Origin of the sequence: Photobacterium galatheae (assembly GCF_000695255.1) — a bacterium.
Taxonomy (GTDB): Bacteria; Pseudomonadota; Gammaproteobacteria; order Enterobacterales; family Vibrionaceae; genus Photobacterium; species Photobacterium galatheae.
In genome coordinates this window covers 46,093-67,421 of sequence record NZ_JMIB01000021.1, presented here as the reverse complement: position 1 = coordinate 67,421, position 21,329 = coordinate 46,093, and the positions used below count along the sequence as shown (strand labels likewise).

Sequence of the window (21,329 nt, the reverse complement as noted above, 5' to 3'; positions counted from 1 at the left end):
CAGACCGGACGGTGAGTTCTATTGCGTATTGACAATATGATAGGGAATATTATGAACAGTCAGGAACAATCAAATGGTAATGAAATTCAGTCTCATCATTTAACGATTGAAGAACAATATGAACTGCATGACATGACGACAGCTCAGCACGAGCTTTGGTTAAGTGAGCGTATATCTGAAAAGCAACCTTTTAATATTTGGGGTTATGGCATCATTGAAGGACCTTTGAATGTCATGTTATTGCGAGAAGCCGTCCAGGCCATGATTTATGACTCGCCAGCGATAGAAGCTCGTTTTGTTGAAAAAGAGGGTGAACTTTATCAATACAGAATGAAGTCTACTTCTGATCATCTCAAAGTGTATGATTTCAGTACCAGCCCAACCCCACTAGACAGTGCAATCGCGTGGATGCGAAATGATGCCGACCAAATTGTTTCTGCATTGGACCCTGATTTATTTCATTTTGCCGTGCTGATATTAGCGCCGGATAAGTTCATTTTTTATCGTTGTACTCACCATATGTTGATTGATGGTTTGAGTGGCGGCGAATTTTCTCGTCGGATTGTCCTGTACTACAACGCACTTGCTGCCAACGAACCAACACCCGAGTTTCACAACTGTGGGTTTACCTGCTTATCTGAGAACGATAAAAAATATCAGTCTTCCACAAGACTCAGTAAAGACCGTCAGTTTTGGAAAAATTACATTGCCTCAGCACCGCATGCACTGACTCGTAAAGAGAAGCCAGTTCAGTACTCTACAATGAATGCCAGCAAGTTTGTGCTTGGTCGGGAAGCATTGGCACAAATTGATGATTGTGCATCCTCCCTTGGCGTGCATCGTGCTCAAATTCTCACAACCGCGGTTGCAGCTTGTTTTTATAGCCTGACCGGCGAAACTGCACTGAATTTTAGTTTGCCAGTCACAGGGACGTTAGAAAGAAACAGCATCGGCATGACTGCCAATGTGGTGCCACTGATTCTACAGATCAATCCTGAGGAGACGCTGGCTCGCTTCACCAAGCAGGTCACGGCTAAAATGGGGAAAGTGGTTCGCCGTCAACTGTATCGCGGTGAAGATATTCGCCGTCAGAGAGACACGGCGGATCAGTCCTGGTTCGGCCCTGCGATCAATATCGTGACCTTTGATAACGGAGAAAGCTTCTGGCAATGCAAAACTCGTTGGCATTATGGCGGGAATATCGCGGTTAGTGATTTGCAGATTCTGTTTTTTGAAGATCGTCAGGCTCAGGCACTGGATGTGATGTTTGTCGATGCCCCCCATATTCACTCACAGGCCCAGCTTGAAAATCTCCAGCAGCGTTTTCAATTTATTCTTCAGACGTTATGTCGCCAGCCAGAGCTGACTCTTGAAGAATTGGTGAATGTGGTCAGTGAAGAAGATCCGACTGATCTGAGTGATAATTTCTATGTTTACCGTCGTCAGCCAGATGCAGGCGGAATCTTACGGTGGGATCAACCCGCGCAGGATTTAGAACGTTTGTTTTACGCGATTGCTCATCCTTCTCGCGGTTGTCCGCTGAAACTTGCATTACCGGATCGCATGATTGGCATTGGCAGCCTGACAGTGAGTGAAGAAACGCATGACGCGTTGCCTGGGACAATCCTGCATATCGACGACAAAGGCTGGGATATTGCGACGTCCCAGGGCATTGTCCGAGTTGGCGGTTGGTTCAGTGCATCAGGAGCAATTCAGTCAGGGATTCAACTGGCCCATCAGCTTCAGTTGCAGGTTGGTCACCGTTTTCCTGTGCTGAGTGAAGCGCAGGCTGCCCGTTTCGCTGAATGCTTTGCCCAAGGTGCGGGGTATGCGTCTTTTTGGCATTCACGTTTGAAACATCCCATGCCTTGCGCATTTCCGACACACCGACCGGCTCAGTCAACAGCAAATTGGCAAACAACCTCCTGGATGCAAACAGGCCAGACGGTGTTGTCTACTTTTTTAAGTGCTGTGGCGGTTTATCTGGCTCGCATGGGGGCACAAACCGACTTTCAGATAGGTTGGCTGCAACGGAAACCCAACAGTTTGTTGTCTGATGCAGTACTGCCAGTGCAAGTATCTCTGGATATGACTCAGAATTTTACCGACACGCAGCAACTGCTGAAAGTTGAATGTGAACGCGTGATGGCGCATCTGCCATTCCATCCTGAATTGCATGCCCTCATCACGCAGACCACACAATGGCCATTTGCCGTTGAATTGGTTTCTGATATTTCTGCAGCGTCGGATAACGCACATCATGTCAGTACACTGCTTCAGATTGATAAAAACGGTGAGACATTCCGATGGGTTTACGATCAGTCGGTCCAGTGTCCGCAGCAAATTGATGCCTTCAGTAAACATTTACGTCATTTTCTGGAGCAGGCAGGTCGCCAGCCGGATTTGCCTGTTGGTGCCGTCAGTGTGCTCGATGCAGAAGAACGTGATGTTTTGTTGGCGCAGATGAATCACACCCAGGTTGACTTTCCTGTGGCCGATGGCGTCCACACCCTGTTTGAAGCACAGGTCCGGCAAACGCCGGATGCAATTGCAGTGCGCTGCGAAGATGCCGCTCTGAGTTTTGCTGAATTGAATCAACAGGCCAACCGTCTTGCCAATGAGCTTCTGGCGCGTGGTGTTGGGGCTGAAACCCGAGTTGCTGTTTGCGCCGCAAGAGGACCTGATCTGGTGATTGCATTGCTGGCAGTTCTGAAAGCGGGTGGGGCATATGTCCCCCTTGATCCGGCTTATCCCGGCGAACGGCTGGCTTACATTCTGCGCGACTGTGATCCCATCCTTTTGCTGGCAGATTCAACGGGTCGGTCAGCCTTGGGTGAACAGGAAATGCCAGTGCTGGATCTGGAAGCGCCACTTGCTGAGACACTGTCTTCTGAAAATCTTCTGACACAGGTGAAATCAGATCAACTGGTTTATGTGGTTTATACCTCGGGCTCCACCGGTCAACCCAAAGGCGTGATGGTTGAACAGGGTCAGTTACGCAATCTGATTGGCTGGCATGGTGAAGCAACCGGGCTGAAAGCCGGCGATTACACAACCTGTATGGCAGGATTGGGTTTTGATGCCTGTGTCTGGGAAATCTGGCCTGCATTATCCTTGGGGGCAACGCTCCTGATGCCGCCACCTCAGGTTTCGGGAGACAGCGATGCTTTACTTCGTTGGTGGCAGAACAGTCAGGCGCAGATTTCTTTCATGGTGACACCGCTTGCTGAAATCGCATTGGCTGAAGAGAAATTACCACCCGCCTTAAAGATGCTGCTGATTGGTGGAGACAGTATTCGCCGCTGGCCGCTGGCACTGCCGGATGGGCTGACACTGCTCAATAACTATGGTCCAACGGAAACCACAGTCGTCGCGACATCCGGAAATCCGGAAACGGGAGCGACGGTTCCTTCGATTGGCCGCCCAATTTCAAATACACGAATTTACCTGCTGGATGAATACAGACAACCGGTGCCATTGGGGGGTATTGGTGAACTGTATGTCGGTGGTGTTCAGGTGGCGCGGGGCTATCTGAATCAACCTGAGCTGACTACCGAGCGATTCCTGGATGACCCGTTTCATCCGGGGGGCCGGATGTACCGGACGGGGGATCTGGTTCGGTATCTTGACGATGGCAGTCTGGAATACCTTGGGCGCAATGATCATCAGGTCAAAATACGGGGCTTCCGCATTGAGCTGGGAGAAATTGAAGCACAACTGAGTGCTCATCCTGCAGTTGGCGATGTGGTTGTGGATGCTCTGGATGATCAGAGCGGAGGAAAACGACTGGTCGCCTGGGTGGTTTCGAAAGCGGACGGGCAAGAGAACTCATCCGAGAACTCGTCTGAGAACTCGCAAGTGAACAGTGATTGGTCGGTTTTATCCGCAGAACTCGGCCACTTTCTGGCAGAGCGTTTGCCCGGATATATGATCCCGACGGCTTTTGTGCATTTAGAAGCGCTGCCTTTATCCCCGAATGGCAAGCTGGATCGCCGTGCGCTGCCGGCTCCGGAACTGGCTGCAAATGGCCGGGCTGACTATGTGGCACCGCAGGGTGAAACAGAGCAACTGCTGGCAAACATCTGGCAGGAATTGCTGGGGGTTGAACAGATTGGGCGGCAGGATAATTTCTTTGAATTAGGTGGCCATTCCCTGCTGGTTGTCAAACTGATGGCGAAGCTGAGAAGTGCCGGTCTGACAACGGATTTACCGGCTCTGTTTGCGGCACCAACCCTGTCGGCACTGGCACAGAGGTTGTGCATACAGCGTGATGTCATCGTCCCTGAAAACTTGATTCAACCAGACAGTACGCAGATTACGCCGGCTATGTTACCGCTGGTGGAACTGAGTCAGGCAGCGATTGATGCCATTGTGCAGACGGTCCCGGGCGGTGTGGCCAACGTGCAGGACATGTACGACTTGTCGCCCTTACAGGAAGGGATCTTTTTCCACCATTTGCTGGCACAAAAAGGTGATCCTTACTTGTTGTCTGCCACGCTGCGTTTCGACAGCCGTGCGCGTCTGGATGACTGGTTGAACGCTATGCAGCAAGTTGTCAACCGTCACGACATTTTGCGTACTGCATTTGTGGGTTCCGGTTCAGCATCGCCTGTTCAGGTGGTCTGGCGTCAGGCTGAATTCCGGGTTGCAGAGCTGACGTTAGATCCTGCTGACGGGCCAATCAGTACACAGCTGGAATCACGTTATGATCCACACCATACCCGGCTGGATTTGACGCAGGCGCCTTTGCTGCATTTCGTGATTGCTGAAGATGTGGATGGCAGCTGGTGTGTGTTGCAACAGTGGCATCACCTGATTGGTGACCATTCGACACTGGCCTTTATGGTCGATGAAGTCCGGGCACTGATGGTCGGTCAGGGGGAAAGACTTGGGCGGGCACAGCCGTTCAGAAATGCGGTTGCGCAGGCAAGGCTGGGTGTAAGCAATGATGAGCACAAGACTTTTTTCCGGAACATGCTGGCTGATATTTCAGAACCTGTGCTGCCTTTCGGTCTGAACAATGTCCACGGCGACGGTCAGATAACGAATGAAGCCCGACTGGCATTATCTTCGGAACTGAATCAGGCGCTGCGCTCTCAGGCGAAACGACTGGGAGTTAGTCTGGCCAGTCTGTGTCATCTGGCGTGGGCTCAGGTTCTGGCAAGAACCAGCGGGCAGGACAGCGTTGTATTCGGGACGGTCTTACTCGGGCGAATGCAGGCCGGGGAAGGTGCGGAAAGTGCGATGGGCTTGTTTATCAATACATTGCCTTTACGTATGGATTTGGACAGCCGGAGTATTGAGGAAGCCGTCCGTCAGGCACATCAGCGTCTGAGTGGTTTGCTTGCCCATGAACATGCGTCTCTGGCGCTGGCACAGAGTTGCAGTGGTGTGACTGCGGGCGCACCTCTATTCAGTGCGTTGCTCAATTATCGCCATAACGAAGGTGAAAATCTGCCGTTGCCGGATGGGGTGACGCTGGTCACTGCCAATGAGCGGACGAACTATCCGTTTGTCCTCTGTGTTGATGACGGCATGGATTCATTATCACTGACTGCGCAAGTCATTGAGCCCATTGAGGCATCACGCGTTTGTCGTTATATGCAACAGGCACTGACTGTACTGGTCAATGCACTGGCAGATACGCCGGATCTTCCGGCTTATGAGTTGTCGGTTTTGCCCGATGACGAATTTGATTTGTTGGTGAATCACTGGAATGCCACGGCGCAGACAGATGAGCATCCAGTCTGTCTGCACCAGCGGTTTGAAGCACAGGCGGCGCGTACACCAAAGGCCGCTGCGCTGGTGTACCAAGAACACACCATGACGTATGAACAACTGAATGCTGAGGCGAACCAGCTTGCTCATGCGCTGATTGCACGTGGTGTTGGCCCGGACAGTCTGGTGGCATTGTGCACTGAGCGAAGTCTGAACACCGTGGTTGCCATCCTTGCGATCCTCAAAGCAGGCGGTGCTTATGTGCCTTTAGACCCTGCTTATTCCGGTGAACGTCTGAATTACATTCTTCAGGATGCAGCGCCAGTCCTGATCCTGGCCGATCGGGCCGGGCAAACGGCTGTTGGTGAACAGGCGGTGCCTGTGTTCGATCTGGATCAGCCAATTGAGCGTAATCATCAGAGCGAATCGAATCGTCAAAATCCTCAGGTCGCGGGTTTAATGCCAGCTCATCTGGCTTATGTGATTTATACCTCCGGTTCAACCGGTAAGCCGAAAGGGGTGATGGTGGAACATCGCCAGGTCGATCGGCTGTTCCTTGCGACAGAGGCTGAGTTTAACTTCCGTCCTGAGGATGTCTGGTGTCTGTTCCATTCCTATGCGTTCGACTTTTCTGTCTGGGAAATCTGGGGTGCATTACGTCATGGCGGACGACTGGTGATTGTGCCGCAGGCAACCGCTCGTTCGGCGACAGATTTTTATCAGTTGATCTGTCAGACAGGCGTGACGGTGCTGAATCAGACCCCCAGTGCTTTCAAGGCATTGATTCAGGCGCAGGATGAAACACCCCACCAACTGAGAACCATCATTTTTGGTGGTGAGATGCTGAATCCGGCTGATCTGGCGCCCTGGTATGCCCGTAATCCGACTGAACTGACGCAACTGGTGAACATGTATGGGATTACTGAAACAACGGTGCATGTGACTTATCGTGCCATGTCCCCGGCGGATATTGAAAGCAGTGGCAGTCCAATCGGTCATCGAATTTCTGACCTCCGCTTGTATCTGCTTGACCCTTACGGACAGCCTGTGCCATTAGGTGCTGTGGGTGAAATGTATGTGGGAGGAAAAGGGGTTGCCCGCGGTTATCTGAATCGGCCTGAACTCAATGCAGAGCGTTTTCTGGATGATCCGTTTCATCCGGGTGGCCGCTTGTACCGTTCCGGAGATTTGGCGCGTTATTTACCCAATGGTGAGCTGGAATATCTGGGACGAAACGATCAGCAAGTGAAAATCCGGGGTTTCCGGATTGAATGTGGTGAAGTGGAGGCCGCGATTCTGGCGCATGAACAGGTGACCAGCGTGGCTGTTGATGCATGGCAGTCGTCGGATGGTGAGAAGCGTCTGGTTGCCTGGATTGTCCCGGATCAGAATGCCGATCAAGATCAGCTCGCTGCACAGATCCGTGACGCTCTGGGCGATCGCTTGCCGGATTACATGATTCCGGCATCTTATGTCTTGCTCGACACTTTACCGCTGACCAATAACGGCAAGCTGGATAAGCGTGCATTACCGGCTCCGGACAGTGCGGTTGGAATCCGTCAGGCCTATGAAGCGCCGAAAGGGGACAAAGAGCAGTTGTTGGCCCGTTTGTGGGAAGACATTCTGCAAATTGATACCGTGGGTCGTCAGGATAATTTCTTCGCGTTGGGTGGCCATTCGCTCCTTGCCGTACAACTGGCAAACCGGATGGCACAGGCCGGGTGGAAACTGCCGTTGACTGCATTGTTCGCCAAGCCTGTGCTGCATGCACTGGCCGAGCAACTTGAAAGTCTTCCCGATGCAAGTGTACAGCCGATTGTGCCCGTTGCCAGAGAAAGCAAGCTGCCCTTATCGTATGCGCAGCAGCGCTTGTGGTTCCTGGATCAATTGGAAGGCAGCAGCGAAACCTATCATATTCCGCTGCTGCTGGAACTGACTGGTGATCTGGACAAAGTCGCATTTAGCCAAAGTTTGGATGCTTTGTATGACCGTCACGAAGCCTTACGCAGTGTTTTTGTGGCGGTAGACGGTCAGCCAGAGGTGAAGATTCTGCCGGTTTCACCGATGCCACTGACATGGCATGACCTGCGCGCCGAAGAAATGGGTGAATCTGAGGCGATGGCACAAGCCCGTCAAGTGATTGCTCAGCCGTTTGATTTGGCTACCGGCCCGGTGGTGTGCGCGCATCTGTGGCAAGTAGCGGACGATCGGCATCTGTTCCTGTTACTTTGCCACCATATTGTGTCTGATGGCTGGTCAACCAAGAATATGCTGCATGATCTGAGTGTGCTGTATGGGGCATTCAGCCAGCAGCAGGACAATCCTTTGATGCCGTCTTTGCCGCCGCTGAATTTGCAGTATGTAGATTACGCGAGCTGGCAACAGACGCATTCCAATCAGGACAAACTGGCGCAACAGGTGCTGTTCTGGCGCGACACGCTCGACGGCGCACCGACGCACCTGACGTTGCCGACTGACAAACCGCATCCGCAGGTTCAATCCTTTGCCGGTGCGCAGATCCCTGTGATGATCGATACGGAGCTGACGGAATTGCTGCGTCAGTTCAGCAAACAGCACAACATCTCACTGTTTATGACGGTTCTGTCCGCATGGGGCATTGTGCTGTCACGGCTTGCCGGACAACCGGAAGTGGTGATCGGGATCCCTGAAGCGAATCGTGGTCAGTTAGAAGTTGAACCGCTGGTGGGCTTCTTTGTCAGCACGCTGGCCCTGCGTCTGGATTTGCGTGATGACCCGACGGTGGCTGATTTACTGGCCCGGGTGAAAGCGGTGGTCCTGGCCGCGCGTGAAAACAGTGATCTGCCGTTTGAGCAGGTTGTGGAAGCAATCAATCCAGCAAGACAGCTGGACAGAACGCCGTTGTTCCAGGTGATGCTGGCCTGGCAGGATGGTTCTGTACGGGATATCCGAATCCCCGGCCTTCAGGTGAATGAAGCGGATCTGACCCATGAGATTGCCCGGTATGAACTGACTCTGGATCTGGCTGAGCAGGGTGATCAGATCAAAGGGATGCTCAATTACGCAACCGCATTGTTTGATGCCTCTACTGTTGAGCGTTTTGGCGGTTATTTGCGTGAAGTGCTTCAGGCGATGGTGTCAGATGCCGCGCAGCCGGCTTCCCGCCTCAACCTGATGCCAGATACTGAGCGGATGTGGTTACTGGCGGGTCTGAATCAAACAGAACGTCAGTATCCGGTTGATGTGACGGTGCAGCAGCTGTTTGAAGCGCAGGTGGCCCGTTCACCCGAGGCGATTGCACTGGTGTGTGACGATGAGCAGCTCACTTATGCGCAGTTGAACGCGGCGGCGAACCAACTGGCTCATCTGCTGATGGCGCGGGGTGTCGGCCCGGACAGCCGGGTCGCCATCTGTGCTGAGCGAAGCCTGGCGATGGTTGTCGCTTTGTACGGGACGCTGAAAGCCGGAGGTGCTTATGTGCCGTTAGATCCCGCTTATCCGGGAGAGCGCCTGCAATACATTCTGGAAGATTCCGATCCGGTGCTGCTGCTGGCTGATGCCGCAGGTCGTCAGGCGCTTGGAGGGCACAGCGTGCCTGTCCTGGCACTGGATGAGGCACTTCCTTCAGATCTCAGTCACCAGAATCCATTGCCTCAGTCGCAGGCCAGTCATCTGGCTTATGTGATTTATACCTCAGGCTCGACCGGAAAACCCAAAGGCGCGATGAACGAACACCGGGCTATCGTGAACCGGTTGATCTGGATGCAGGACACCTACGGCCTGACGGCTGAAGATACTGTTTTACAGAAAACGCCGTTTGGCTTTGACGTTTCCGTCTGGGAGTTTTTCTGGCCGCTGATGTACGGTGCCCGTCTGGTGATGGCACGCCCTGAAGGTCATAAGGATCCGGATTATCTCAGCCGTGTTATTTCTCGTGACAACGTCACGACATTGCACTTCGTTCCTTCCATGCTACAAAGCTTCCTGGCGTATGAGGGGGCTTCCGCTCGCTGTCAGCAAGTTGTTCGCGTCATGTGCAGCGGGGAAGCGCTGCCGGCGCATCTGGTGACGGAATTCTATCGTCAGATGCCGCATGCAGAGCTGCATAATCTTTATGGCCCAACCGAAGCAGCCATCGATGTCACGGCCTGGCACTGTACCCGTGAACCCGAGCTGGTGACGGTTCCGATTGGTCGTCCGGTCGCCAATACGCGGATTTACCTGCTGGATGAACACGGACAACCAGTACCACAGGGGGCTGCCGGTGAGCTGTACATCGCAGGGGTTCAGGTGGCTCGGGGTTATCTGAACCGCCCGGAACTGACCGCAGAGCGCTTCCTGGCTGATCCTTTCCATGCGGGTGAGCGGATGTATCGTACCGGGGATCTGGCGCGTTATCTGCCGGATGGCAATATTGACTATCTGGGCCGGAATGACCAGCAGGTAAAAATCCGTGGTTTCCGGATTGAGTGCGGCGAAATTGAAGCGGTCCTGTCGGTCTGTCCGGCAGTGCGCGAAGTGGTTGTTGACGCGCGGGCCGACAGCCGTGGTGATAAACAGCTGGTCGCTTGGGTTGTCAGCGAAGCGAACAGCGAACTGGTGTCGTCAGACTTGCGGGATTTTCTGACGGGACGCTTACCCGATTACATGGTCCCGACGGCCTGGGTGGCGGTGAATCGGTTGCCTTTGTCGCCAAACGGCAAACTGGATCGCCGGGCATTACCTGATCCGCAGGAAACCCCTCAGGAGCGTGCTGCCTATGAGGCACCACTGGGTCAGCAGGAAATGTTGCTGGCTGACATCTGGGCGGATGTTCTGGGCGTTGAGTGCATTGGTCGTCAGGATAATTTCTTTGAACTGGGGGGCCATTCACTGCTGGTGGTGAAGTTACTGGCGACATTGCGTCGTCATGGACTGGTAGCGGAAATGAAAGCTTTGTTTTCTGCACCCACGCTGGCATCACAGGCAGCGGCACTGGAAGCACTGCATGATGTTCAGGTTCCGGATAACCTCATTACACCGGAGACCACAGCGATCACACCGGCGTTGTTGCCACTGGTCAGCCTGACCCAGCCGGACATTGAGCAGGTTGTGGCGATGGTACCGGGTGGTGTCAGCAATGTTCAGGATATCTATGGCCTTTCACCGTTACAGGCAGGGATTTTGTTCCATCACCGACTGAATGAAACCGGTGATACCTATCTGCTGTCGGCGATGCTGCGTTTTGAGCGCCGTGATTCCCTTGATGCCTGGTTAAACGCGATGCAGCAGGTGGTCGATCGTCATGACATCCTGCGGACGGCCTTCCTGAGTACCGGGTTGTCTGAGTCGGTTCAGGTGGTCTGGCGCAAAGCCAATCTCAATATTGATTTCCTTCAGCTGGACGCAGATCCGGATTCAGAACACGGCTCAGAACAGTCAGCCATTGCCGCACAGCTTGCAGATCGCTTTGATGCGAGCCAAAACCGGATGGATCTGACCCGAGCGCCGCTGATGCAGTTTGCGGTTGCAGAAGATGTGGACGGAAGCTGGTGTCTGCTACAACAGTGGCATCATCTCATTGGGGATCATTCAACGCTGGCATTCATGATGGAAGAAGTGAAGGCGATTCTGTCTGGCCGGGTCGACACACTGCCACCGGCACAGCCTTTCCGTCATGCTGTGGCACAGGCCAGATTCGGCATTCGTGAAAATGACCATACAGAGTTTTTCCGTGAAATGCTTTCGGATATTGACGAACCGACATTACCTTTCGGGCTGAGCGATGTTCAGGGCGGTGGACGGCAAATTCATGAGGCCAGTCTGAAACTGTCTACCGAGTTGAACCAAAATTTACGTCAACAAGCCCGACGGCTGGGCGTCAGTCTGGCCAGCTTGTGTCATCTGGCCTGGGCGCAGGTGCTGGCCCGGATTACCGGACAGGATGCGGTGGTGTTTGGCACAGTCTTACTGGGTCGGATGCAGGCGGGTGAAGGTGCGGAGCAGGCCATGGGACTGTTCATTAATACGTTGCCGTTGCGTCTGGATATCAATCAGGCCGCCGTCGAAACGGCCGTGCTTGAGGCGCATCAGCGGCTCAGTGGATTGTTGCAGCATGAACAAGCGTCGCTGGCTGAGGCTCAGCGTTGCAGTGGCATTATCCCGGGCATGCCGTTGTTCAGTGCTTTACTGAACTACCGTCACAATGACGGCGAAGATTTGGCGCTGCCGGAAGGGGTCACGCTGCTGAATGTGGATGATCGGACGAATTATCCGTTTGTGATGTCTGTCGAAGACGGGGGAGACTCGCTGGGGCTGACGGCGCAGATCAGCCAGCCGATTGAAGCTGAGCGGATATGTGGCTACATGATACAGGCACTGACCTCTCTGGCGCATGCTTTAACGCAGACGCCGGAGTTACCCGTCAGCCAACTGGATGTCATGCCACCGAGTGAGCTTCGTTTGCTGCTGGAAACGCTGAATCAGACACCTGTAACGGGCTCAGATCTGGCTTGTCTGACACAACGGTTCGAAGATCAGGTGGCTCAGTCTCCCGAGGCGGTTGCACTGGTCTGTGGTGAGCAAAGTCTGACTTATGCCCAATTGAACGCCAAAGCAAACCGGCTGGCGCACGTATTGATTGAACATGGGGTTCAGCCTGAAAGCCGGGTTGCCCTGTGTGCGGAGCGAAGTCTGGATCTGATTGTTGGCTTGCTTGGCATCCTCAAAGCGGGTGGGGCCTATGTGCCGTTAGATCCGGCTTATTCCGGCGAGCGTTTGCAGTACATCCTTGAAGATGCGGCGCCGGTCCTGTTGCTGGCGGACGACAAAGGTCGTGCTGCGCTGGGTGATGTGGATCTGCCGCAATTGGCGCTTGATCAAGAACTTGAACAAGCCTTTGAAGGAGACAACCGAAATCCTCAGGTGGCCGGTTTGACGCCCGCCAGTCTGGCCTATGTGATTTACACCTCGGGTTCGACAGGTAAGCCCAAAGGCGTCATGGTTGAACACCGTCAGGTGGATCGCCTGTTCAGTGCGACTGATGCTGAATTTGGTTTTCATGCAGATGACGTCTGGTGTCTGTTCCACTCGTTTGCCTTTGACTTTTCCGTGTGGGAAATCTGGGGTGCCTTGCGGCACGGTGGCCGCTTGGTTGTGGTGCCTCAGGCGACGGCCCGTTCAGCCAGAGATTTCTATCAGTTTATCTGCTGGAATGGCGTGACGGTTCTGAACCAGACGCCGAGTGCTTTTAAAGCCTTGATTCAGGCACAGGATGAAACACCGCACCAGTTAAGAACGATTGTTTTCGGCGGGGAAATGCTGAATCCGGCTGATCTGGCGCCCTGGTATGCCCGTAACCCGGCTGAACGGACTCAGTTGGTGAACATGTACGGGATTACTGAAACCACAGTCCATGTGACTTACAGAGCCATGTCACCGGTTGATGTGAAGTCCAGTGGCAGCCCGATTGGTCGTCGAATCTCCGATCTGCGCCTGTATCTGCTTGATCCGCATGGTCAGCCTGTACCACAGGGGGCGGTTGGAGAGTTGTATGTTGGGGGGGAAGGGGTCGCTCGGGGCTATCTGAACCGGCCTGAACTGAATGCCGAACGTTTCCTGGATGATCCGTTCCACCCGGGTGGCCGTTTGTATCGCTCTGGTGATTTAGCCCGTTATTTGCCAAACGGCGAGCTGGATTATCTGGGTCGGAATGACCATCAGGTAAAAATTCGTGGTTTCCGAATTGAATGCGGGGAAGTGGAAGCGGCCATTCTTGCCCATGAGGCGGTCACCAATGTGACGGTCGATGCCTGGGAGGCGAGTGATGGCGACAAGCGACTGGTGGCCTGGATTGTCCCCGGACCTCAGGCAGAGCAGGAACTACTGGCGGGACAACTGCGTCAGTTTCTGGCCGATCGTTTACCGGAGTATATGGTGCCATCAGCTTATCTCTGGCTGGAGGCACTGCCGCTGACAACCAACGGTAAACTGGATAAACGTGCTTTGCCTGCGCCGGAAAGTGCGGCGGGCATTCGGGAAGCTTATGAATCACCCAAGGGGGAGCGGGAAACCCTGCTGGCAACCCTGTGGGAATCTCTGCTGGGCATTGAAAGGGTTGGTCGTCAGGATAACTTTTTTGATCTGGGCGGGCATTCGTTGCTGGCGGTACAACTGGCTAACCGGGTGGAACAGGCGGGCTGGAAACTCTCGCTGGCCGCATTGTTTGCGGCGCCGGTACTTCATGCACTGGCCGAACAGCTCCACCGGGAGGAGGACATCCATCAGTTACCGATTGTGCCGGTTTCCCGGGAGGGCGCTTTGCCATTGTCGTTTGCCCAGCAGCGGCTGTGGTTCCTGAGTCAGATGGAAGGTAACAGTGAAACCTATCATATCCCGCTTGCGCTGGATCTGACGGGCGAGCTGGATCTGGATGCATTCAGACAAAGCCTGGACGCACTTTATGACCGGCATGAAAGTTTGCGCAGTGTGTTTGTGACGCAGGACGATCAGCCGCAGGTTCGTATTCTGCCGTCTGAACCAATGCCTTTCACATGGCATGATCTGCGTACGGAAATGCGTGGTCGTAAGCAGGCATTGAGGCACATTCGTCAGGTGATGGCTGCGCCGTTTGATCTGGAAAATGGCCCGCTGGTTCATGCGCATCTCTGGCAGGTGACGGATCATGAATGTCTGTTCCTGCTGGTTTGTCATCATATTGTTTCTGATGGCTGGTCTTCGAAGATCCTTCTGCGGGAACTGAGCGAGCTGTATGGTGCATTCCGTCAGCATCAGACCAATCCATTACCACCACTGACCTTGCAGTATGCGGACTATGCCCACTGGCAACGGGAACATCTCAGTCAGGAACGGCTGGATGCGCAAGCCAGCTTCTGGCGGGATACCTTGGGCGATGCGCCAGCACAGCTGACGCTGCCAACCGACAGACCCCGTCCGCCGGTGCAGTCTTTTGCCGGTGCCGAAGTGCTGGTGGTGATTGATGCTGCGCTGACCCGGTCTTTGCGTCAGTTGAGCCAGCAGCAGGGAACGTCTCTGTTTATGACCGTGCTTTCTGCCTGGGGAATTGTCCTGTCGCGTCTGGCCGGTCAGCAGGAAGTCGTGATTGGGATGCCGGATGCGAATCGTGGGCGTCTTGAAATCGAACCGCTGGTGGGATTCTTTGTCAGTACGCTGGCCCTGCATCTTGATCTGCGAGACGATCCGGCATTGAGCACATTGTTGTCCCGGGTTCGGCAGTCTGTCCTTGCTGCCCGTGAACACAGCGACTTGCCGTTTGAACAAGTAGTTGAAGTGATTAACCCGCCGCGTCAGCTCGACAGAACGCCGTTATTCCAGGTCATGCTCTCCTGGCAGGATGGTTCGGTGCGAGATATCAGCCTGCCGGGACTGACCGTTGCCGATGCCGGTCTGGCTTACGATATCGCGAAGTTTGACCTGACGCTGGAACTGAGAGAAACGGACGATCAGATCACAGGCGTTCTGAACTATGCGACTGCTTTGTTTGATGCCGGCACGGCCAACCGCTTCAGCGCTTATTTGCAAGCCGTGCTTCAGACGATGGTGGCAGATATTACCATCCCGGTTTCCCGGGTGGATCTGTTGCCGGAAGCAGAGCGTACACAACTGCTTGATGACATGAACCAGACCGGACGTGCTTATCCGAAGCATCATGCAGTCCACCATCTGTTTGAAGCTCAGGTGAGCCGTTCACCTCAGTCGCTGGCAGTGGTGTGCGGCGATGAAGTCCTGAGTTACGGTCAGCTCGACAGCCGGGCGAACCGACTGGCCCATGCACTGATTGCCCGCGGTGTCGGTTCAGAAACACGGGTCGCCGTTTGTGCCGCACGGAAACCGGATATGATTGTGGCCTTGCTGGCGGTGCTCAAAGCCGGGGGAGCCTATGTGCCGCTGGATCCGGCTTATCCCGGTGATCGGTTGAGATATATTCTGAGTGATTGTGATCCGGTCTTGCTGCTTGCTGATTCCGTCGGTTGCAAAGCCATCGGTGCCAAGACGCTGAGTGACATTGATGTGCCTGTTCTGGCACTGGATAAACCCTTGTCGACCCCTGAATCTGCCGGTGCACCTGTCGTCGAGGTTCGTTCCGAACATCTGGCCTATGTGGTGTATACCTCTGGTTCGACCGGTCAGCCCAAAGGGGTGATGGTTGAGCACGGTCAGTTACTGAATCTGATTCAGTGGCATGAAGAAGCAACCGGGTTGCAGGCGAGGGAGAAAACGACCTGTATGGCGGGTATTGGCTTTGATGCCTGTGTCTGGGAGATCTGGCCGACCTTGTCGCTGGGTGCGTCTTTACTACTGCCGCCGTCTCAGGTTGCCGGTGACAGTGACGCCTTGCTGCAATGGTGGCAACACAGTGGCGCACAGGTTTCCTTTATGGTGACGCCGCTGGCAGAAGTCGCGCTGGCCAATGGAACAATCCCTGCTTCGCTGCGTCAGCTGCTGATCGGGGGGGATAGCCTGCGTCGCTGGCCGCTGGATGTGCCTCAGGGGCTGACTGTGGTGAACAACTACGGGCCGACCGAAACCACCGTGGTTGCCACGTCGGCACCGTTAGCACTGGACGCTGCGGTTCCTTCCATTGGCCGGCCTATCAGTAACACCCGGATTTATCTGCTGGATGAAGCCGGTCTGCCTGTGCCTCGCGGGGCGGTAGGCGAGCTGTATATTGGTGGTGTTCAGGTGGCGCGAGGCTACCTGAATCAGCCTGAACTGACGGCTGAACGCTTCCTGGCAGATCCTTTCTATCCGGGGGGACGTATGTACCGTTCCGGTGATTTGGTGCGGTATCTGGCCGATGGCAGTCTGGAGTATCTGGGCCGAAACGACCAGCAGGTGAAAATCCGCGGGTTCCGGATTGAGCTGGGTGAAATTGAAACTCAGCTTGGGGCGCATCCGGCATTGCGTGATGTCGCTGTGGATGCGTTGCCCGGAAGCCATGGCGAAAAACGTCTGATTGCCTGGATTGTTCCCAAGACATTGCAAGAAGACGGGGAACACAAAGAAGGCAAGACAACAAGCGATCAGGAACAACTGACAGCAGACGTTCGTCAGTTCCTCTCGGCACGCTTGCCTGACTATATGATTCCAGCTGCCTTTGTGTGTATGCAGGCATTGCCGATTTCTCCGAACGGGAAGCTGGATCGTCGTGCGCTGCCTGTACCAGATGCTGACGCTGGCCGGGTGTATGAAGCGCCGCAGGGAGAGACGGAACATCTGCTGGCTGAACTCTGGTCTGAAGTGCTCGGTGTGGAAGGCATTGGTCGTCACGACAATTTCTTCGAACTGGGTGGCCATTCACTGCTTGTGGTGAAACTGATGGCGGCACTGCGCCGGCATGGTCTTTCCGCCGGTGTGAACACCTTGTTCTCTTCACCGACGCTGGCGGCGCTGGCATCGGCGTTGGGAACTCAGCATGAGATTCAGGTGCCGGAGAATCTGATCACGGCTGAAACGACGCAGATTACCCCGGCGTTACTACCACTGACGAATTTGAATCAGCAGGAAATTGATCAGGTGATCAGCACGGTTCCGGGCGGAGTCGGCAATGTTCAGGATATCTATGGACTGTCGCCGTTGCAGGAAGGGATCCTCTTCCATCATCTGCTCAGCGAGCAAGGCGATACGTATCTGCTGTCGGCGATGTTGCAATTCGACAGCCGTGCGCGTCTGGATGCCTGGCTGTCAGCGATGCAACGGGTCGTTGATCGTCACGATATCCTGCGTTCAGCCTTTCTCAGTCAGGGATTGTCTGAGCCGGTGCAGGTCGTCTGGCGTAAGGCAAGTTTGCCGGTTCGTGAACTTGAACTGAATCCGGCGGAAGGGCCGGTGGCGGATCAATTGTTCGCTCGGTTTGATCCGCGTCATTCACGTCTGGATCTGACGCAGGCACCGCTCCTGAATCTGGTGATTGCCCAAGATGAACAGGGACAGTGGCTGATGCTGCAACAATGGCATCATATGATCGGGGACCATTCCACCTCAGCGCTGATTGAAAGTGAAGTGGCGGCGATTCTGGCCGGAAAAGCAGAGACGCTTGCCATTGCACCACCGTACCGGAATGTGATTGCTCAGACCCGTCTGGGTATGAGCCAGGAAGCCCATGAAGCGTTTTTCCGGGACATGCTGGCGGATATTGAAGAGCCTGTGCTGCCGTTTGAACTGAGTAATGTCCGGGGTGACGGCAAAGCCGTGACGACCGCACACTGTGCTGTACCGGCTGAACTCAACGCGTCACTGCGTGAGCAGGCCCGTCACCTCGGTGTGAGTCTGGCGAGTTTGTGCCATCTGGCCTGGGCGCAGGTGCTGTCCCGGGTGACTGACAAAGAGGCGGTGGTGTTTGGCACGGTCTTACTGGGCCGGATGCAGGCTGGTGAAGGGGCTGAGCAGGCAATGGGTCTCTTTATCAATACGCTGCCATTGCGACTGGATATCAAGGATCAGAATGTGGTCACTGCGGTTCGTCAGGCGCATCAGCGTTTAAGTGGTCTGCTGTTACATGAGCATGCACCCCTGGCGCTGGCTCAGCGTTGCAGTGGTATGGCTGCAGGGGCACCATTGTTCAGTGCCTTACTGAATTATCGCCATAACATGGAAGGGGAACTGGTGCTGCCTGAAGGTGTTTCCCTCTTGAGTGCTGAGGAACGGACCAACTATCCGTTTGTGATGTCTGTTGAAGATGGGGGTGACACGCTGGGGCTGACAGCCCAGATCAGCCAGCCGATTGAAGCGGAAAGAATCTGCGGTTATATGATTCAGGCGCTGACGTCACTGTCTCATGCTCTCGCTGACACCCCGGCTGTGCCCGTGAATGCACTGGAGATTCTGCCGGAGGCTGAGTATCGCCTGCAACTGGATATCTGGAATCAGACGGTGACGGATTATCCGGCTGAGGACTGTGTGCATACCGTGTTTGAACAGCAGGTTCGGAGACGGCCGGATGCCATCGCCGTGATTGAGGGCAAGCAAAAGGTCAGCTATGCCGAATTGAATACAATGGCGAACCAATTGGCGCATACGCTGATTGAACGGGGTGTTCAGCCCGGCGATCGCGTGGCGCTCAAACTGGGCCGCAGTCTGTCACTGGTAATTGCGCAGATAGCAATCCTGAAAACAGGCGCGATGTTTGTGCCGGTGGATTCAAAACTGCCTGAAACACGTCAGGCCTGGATTCTCAGTGACAGTGGTGCTCGTCTTATCATTGCTGACAAGCCGGGGAATGATGCATTGCCGTATGTGTTGCCTGAAGATCGCAGCCAGCGGTGCGATAATCCTGATTTGATGTTAGAAAGCACGATTGCGGCCTATCTGATGTATACCTCAGGCTCAACCGGTCAGCCGAAAGGGGTGATGGTGCCGCATCAGGGCATCACCCGCCTGGTTATTCGCAACGGCTATGCAGAGTTTGATGCATCGGAACGAATCGCCTTCTCATCGAATCCGGCATTTGATGCCTCGACCATGGAAGTCTGGGCACCATTGCTGAATGGCGGTCAGATGGTGGTGATTCCGCAGGACGTTATCATGGATGCGAAGTTGCTTGCTCAGTCGCTGAAAGAACATGAAATCACGACGTTGTTCCTGACGACGGCATTGTTTAACCAGTATGTTCACCTGATTGGCGAGAGCTTGTCACAGCTCCGGCATCTGATTTCCGGTGGGGAAAAAGAAGAACCTTCCGCTTACGACTGCCTGCTGAAATATCAGGGACCGGTGAAAGCGATTCATGCCTATGGCCCGACCGAAGCCAGTGCGTATGCGACGACGGCGCAGATTGAGCGGGTTGATGGTCGTGAACGTCTGCCAATTGGGAAGCCGATTGGGAATACCCGGGCTTATGTCCTGAACCCGCGGGGAGAGGTTGTTCCCCGGGGAGCAATTGGTGAGCTTTATGTCGGTGGTGTCGGTGTGGCTCTTGGCTATCTGAATCGTCCGGAACTCACAGCAGAACGATTCCTGCCGGATCCTTTCCACAGAGGTGGCATGATGTACCGGACCGGCGATCTGGTGCGTTACCTGCCAGATGGCAACCTGGAATATCAGGGACGGAATGATGGGCAGGTGAAGATCCGGGGCTTCCGGATTGAAATGGGCGAAATTGAAGCGCAATTGCATTCGCATCCTGCCATTCGTGATGCACTGGTAGATTTACGGACGCTGGGTGCCGATCAGCGTCTGGTGGCCTGGCTGACACCAAGCGATGGGATGGCTTTGCCGGAATCCTCTGAACTGAGAAAGTATCTGGCAGATCGCTTGCCGTCTTACATGTTGCCATCGGCTTATGTCGGGCTGGACAAGTTGCCATTAACACCCAATGGTAAAGTGGATCGTCGTGCACTGCCCAAACCTGAAGGACTGATCGGGGTCAGTGATGATTATGTGGCGCCACGAAGCGATACCGAAGTGATGCTGGCTCATATGTGGGGCGAGTTGCTGGGGATAGAGCAGATTGGACGCCATGATCATTTCTTTGAACTGGGCGGGCATTCATTGCTGGTGGTGCGTCAGGTCAGTATGGCGAAGCAACATGGGCTGGATATTCCGGTGCAGGCTGTCTTTGATTATCCGGTGCTTGCTGATCTGGCTGAGCATCTTGATCAGCATCCGGGAGCGAATGTTGTGCAAACCGCACTGCCGGCACGTCGGGGCGGAAGCCGCCTGCCGTTGTTCTTTATGCCAACAGGCTTCGGGGATCATTCCTATGTGTATGAATTCGCGAAGTCGCTGGATGCAGATTACCCGGTTTATGCTGTGCCTTGGCCGGATATGTCAGAACAGCGGCCGGAAACCATGACGATGATGGCGAAATCCTGTATCGAGATGATTCGTCAGGTTCAGCCCAGTGGGCCGTATCATTTGTTTGGTTACTCTTCTGGTGGTGTGCTTGCGTATCAAATTGCAGACTTGCTGCAAAGCGAGGGCGAGGAAGTGGCGTTCCTGGGTCTGCTTGATACCATGCGGCCACAGCAGGCGATGGCAAGTATGACGCACCTGTTTATGAGCTGGCTGGAAGGGGAATATCCTGAACTCGACATGGTCTTGATGGATCGGCTGCGAGCCATGCCGCTGGAGGAAGTGCTGAAGACGTTACATGAGATGAGGATTCGTACCTTACTCGAAGATCCGCAGCAGGAACTGTCGCTGTGGGAGCGTCGGCAACACTTTGCGAAGCTGGTGGAAGAGACAACCATTAGGCCATCTGACCTTCAGTTGCATTTGCTGAAAGCGAAGGAAGAGATGCCGCCGATTCGTAGTCAGGAACTGGCAGAATATTGGACGCGGATTCAGCCGACAGGTTATAGCCGGGAGGATGATTCAGCTTTGGGCTGGGAGCAGTATCTGCCGGTTGAATCCCTGACGGTCACGCTGGTGGACGGCGATCATGCCAGCATGATGTCTGATGCCGGGAACCGCCGCCAGTTGGGTGAGCATCTGAATGTTCTATTGCAGGAGATTTCAGCCGAGGATGACAGCGTGCGCTAACGGAATCTTTATCAAGGATTGAGATAATATGGAAAAATCCGGTGCCTGAATAGACATCGGATTTTTTAATTGAATGAGTTTAAATGTAATCTTTAAAACGGAACGGTTTAATCACACTCGAGAACCTTCAC

General features: G+C 54.3%; 1 protein-coding gene. It reads left to right on the top strand.

Annotation, left to right across the window (positions count from 1 at the left end; genetic code table 11):
• Nucleotides 1-51: 51 nt before the first annotated feature.
• Complete coding sequence (locus EA58_RS10150; RefSeq protein WP_051642009.1) at nt 52-21,198, top strand: non-ribosomal peptide synthase/polyketide synthase; 21,147 nt, start codon at nt 52-54, stop codon at nt 21,196-21,198.
• The last annotated feature ends 131 nt before the right edge of the window (nt 21,199-21,329 follow it).

Bases quoted from the DNA above. Each gene is read 5' to 3' on its own strand.
- EA58_RS10150 (WP_051642009.1), top strand. From the start codon at position 52: ATGAACAGTCAGGAACAATCAAATGGTAATGAAATTCAGTCTCATCAT.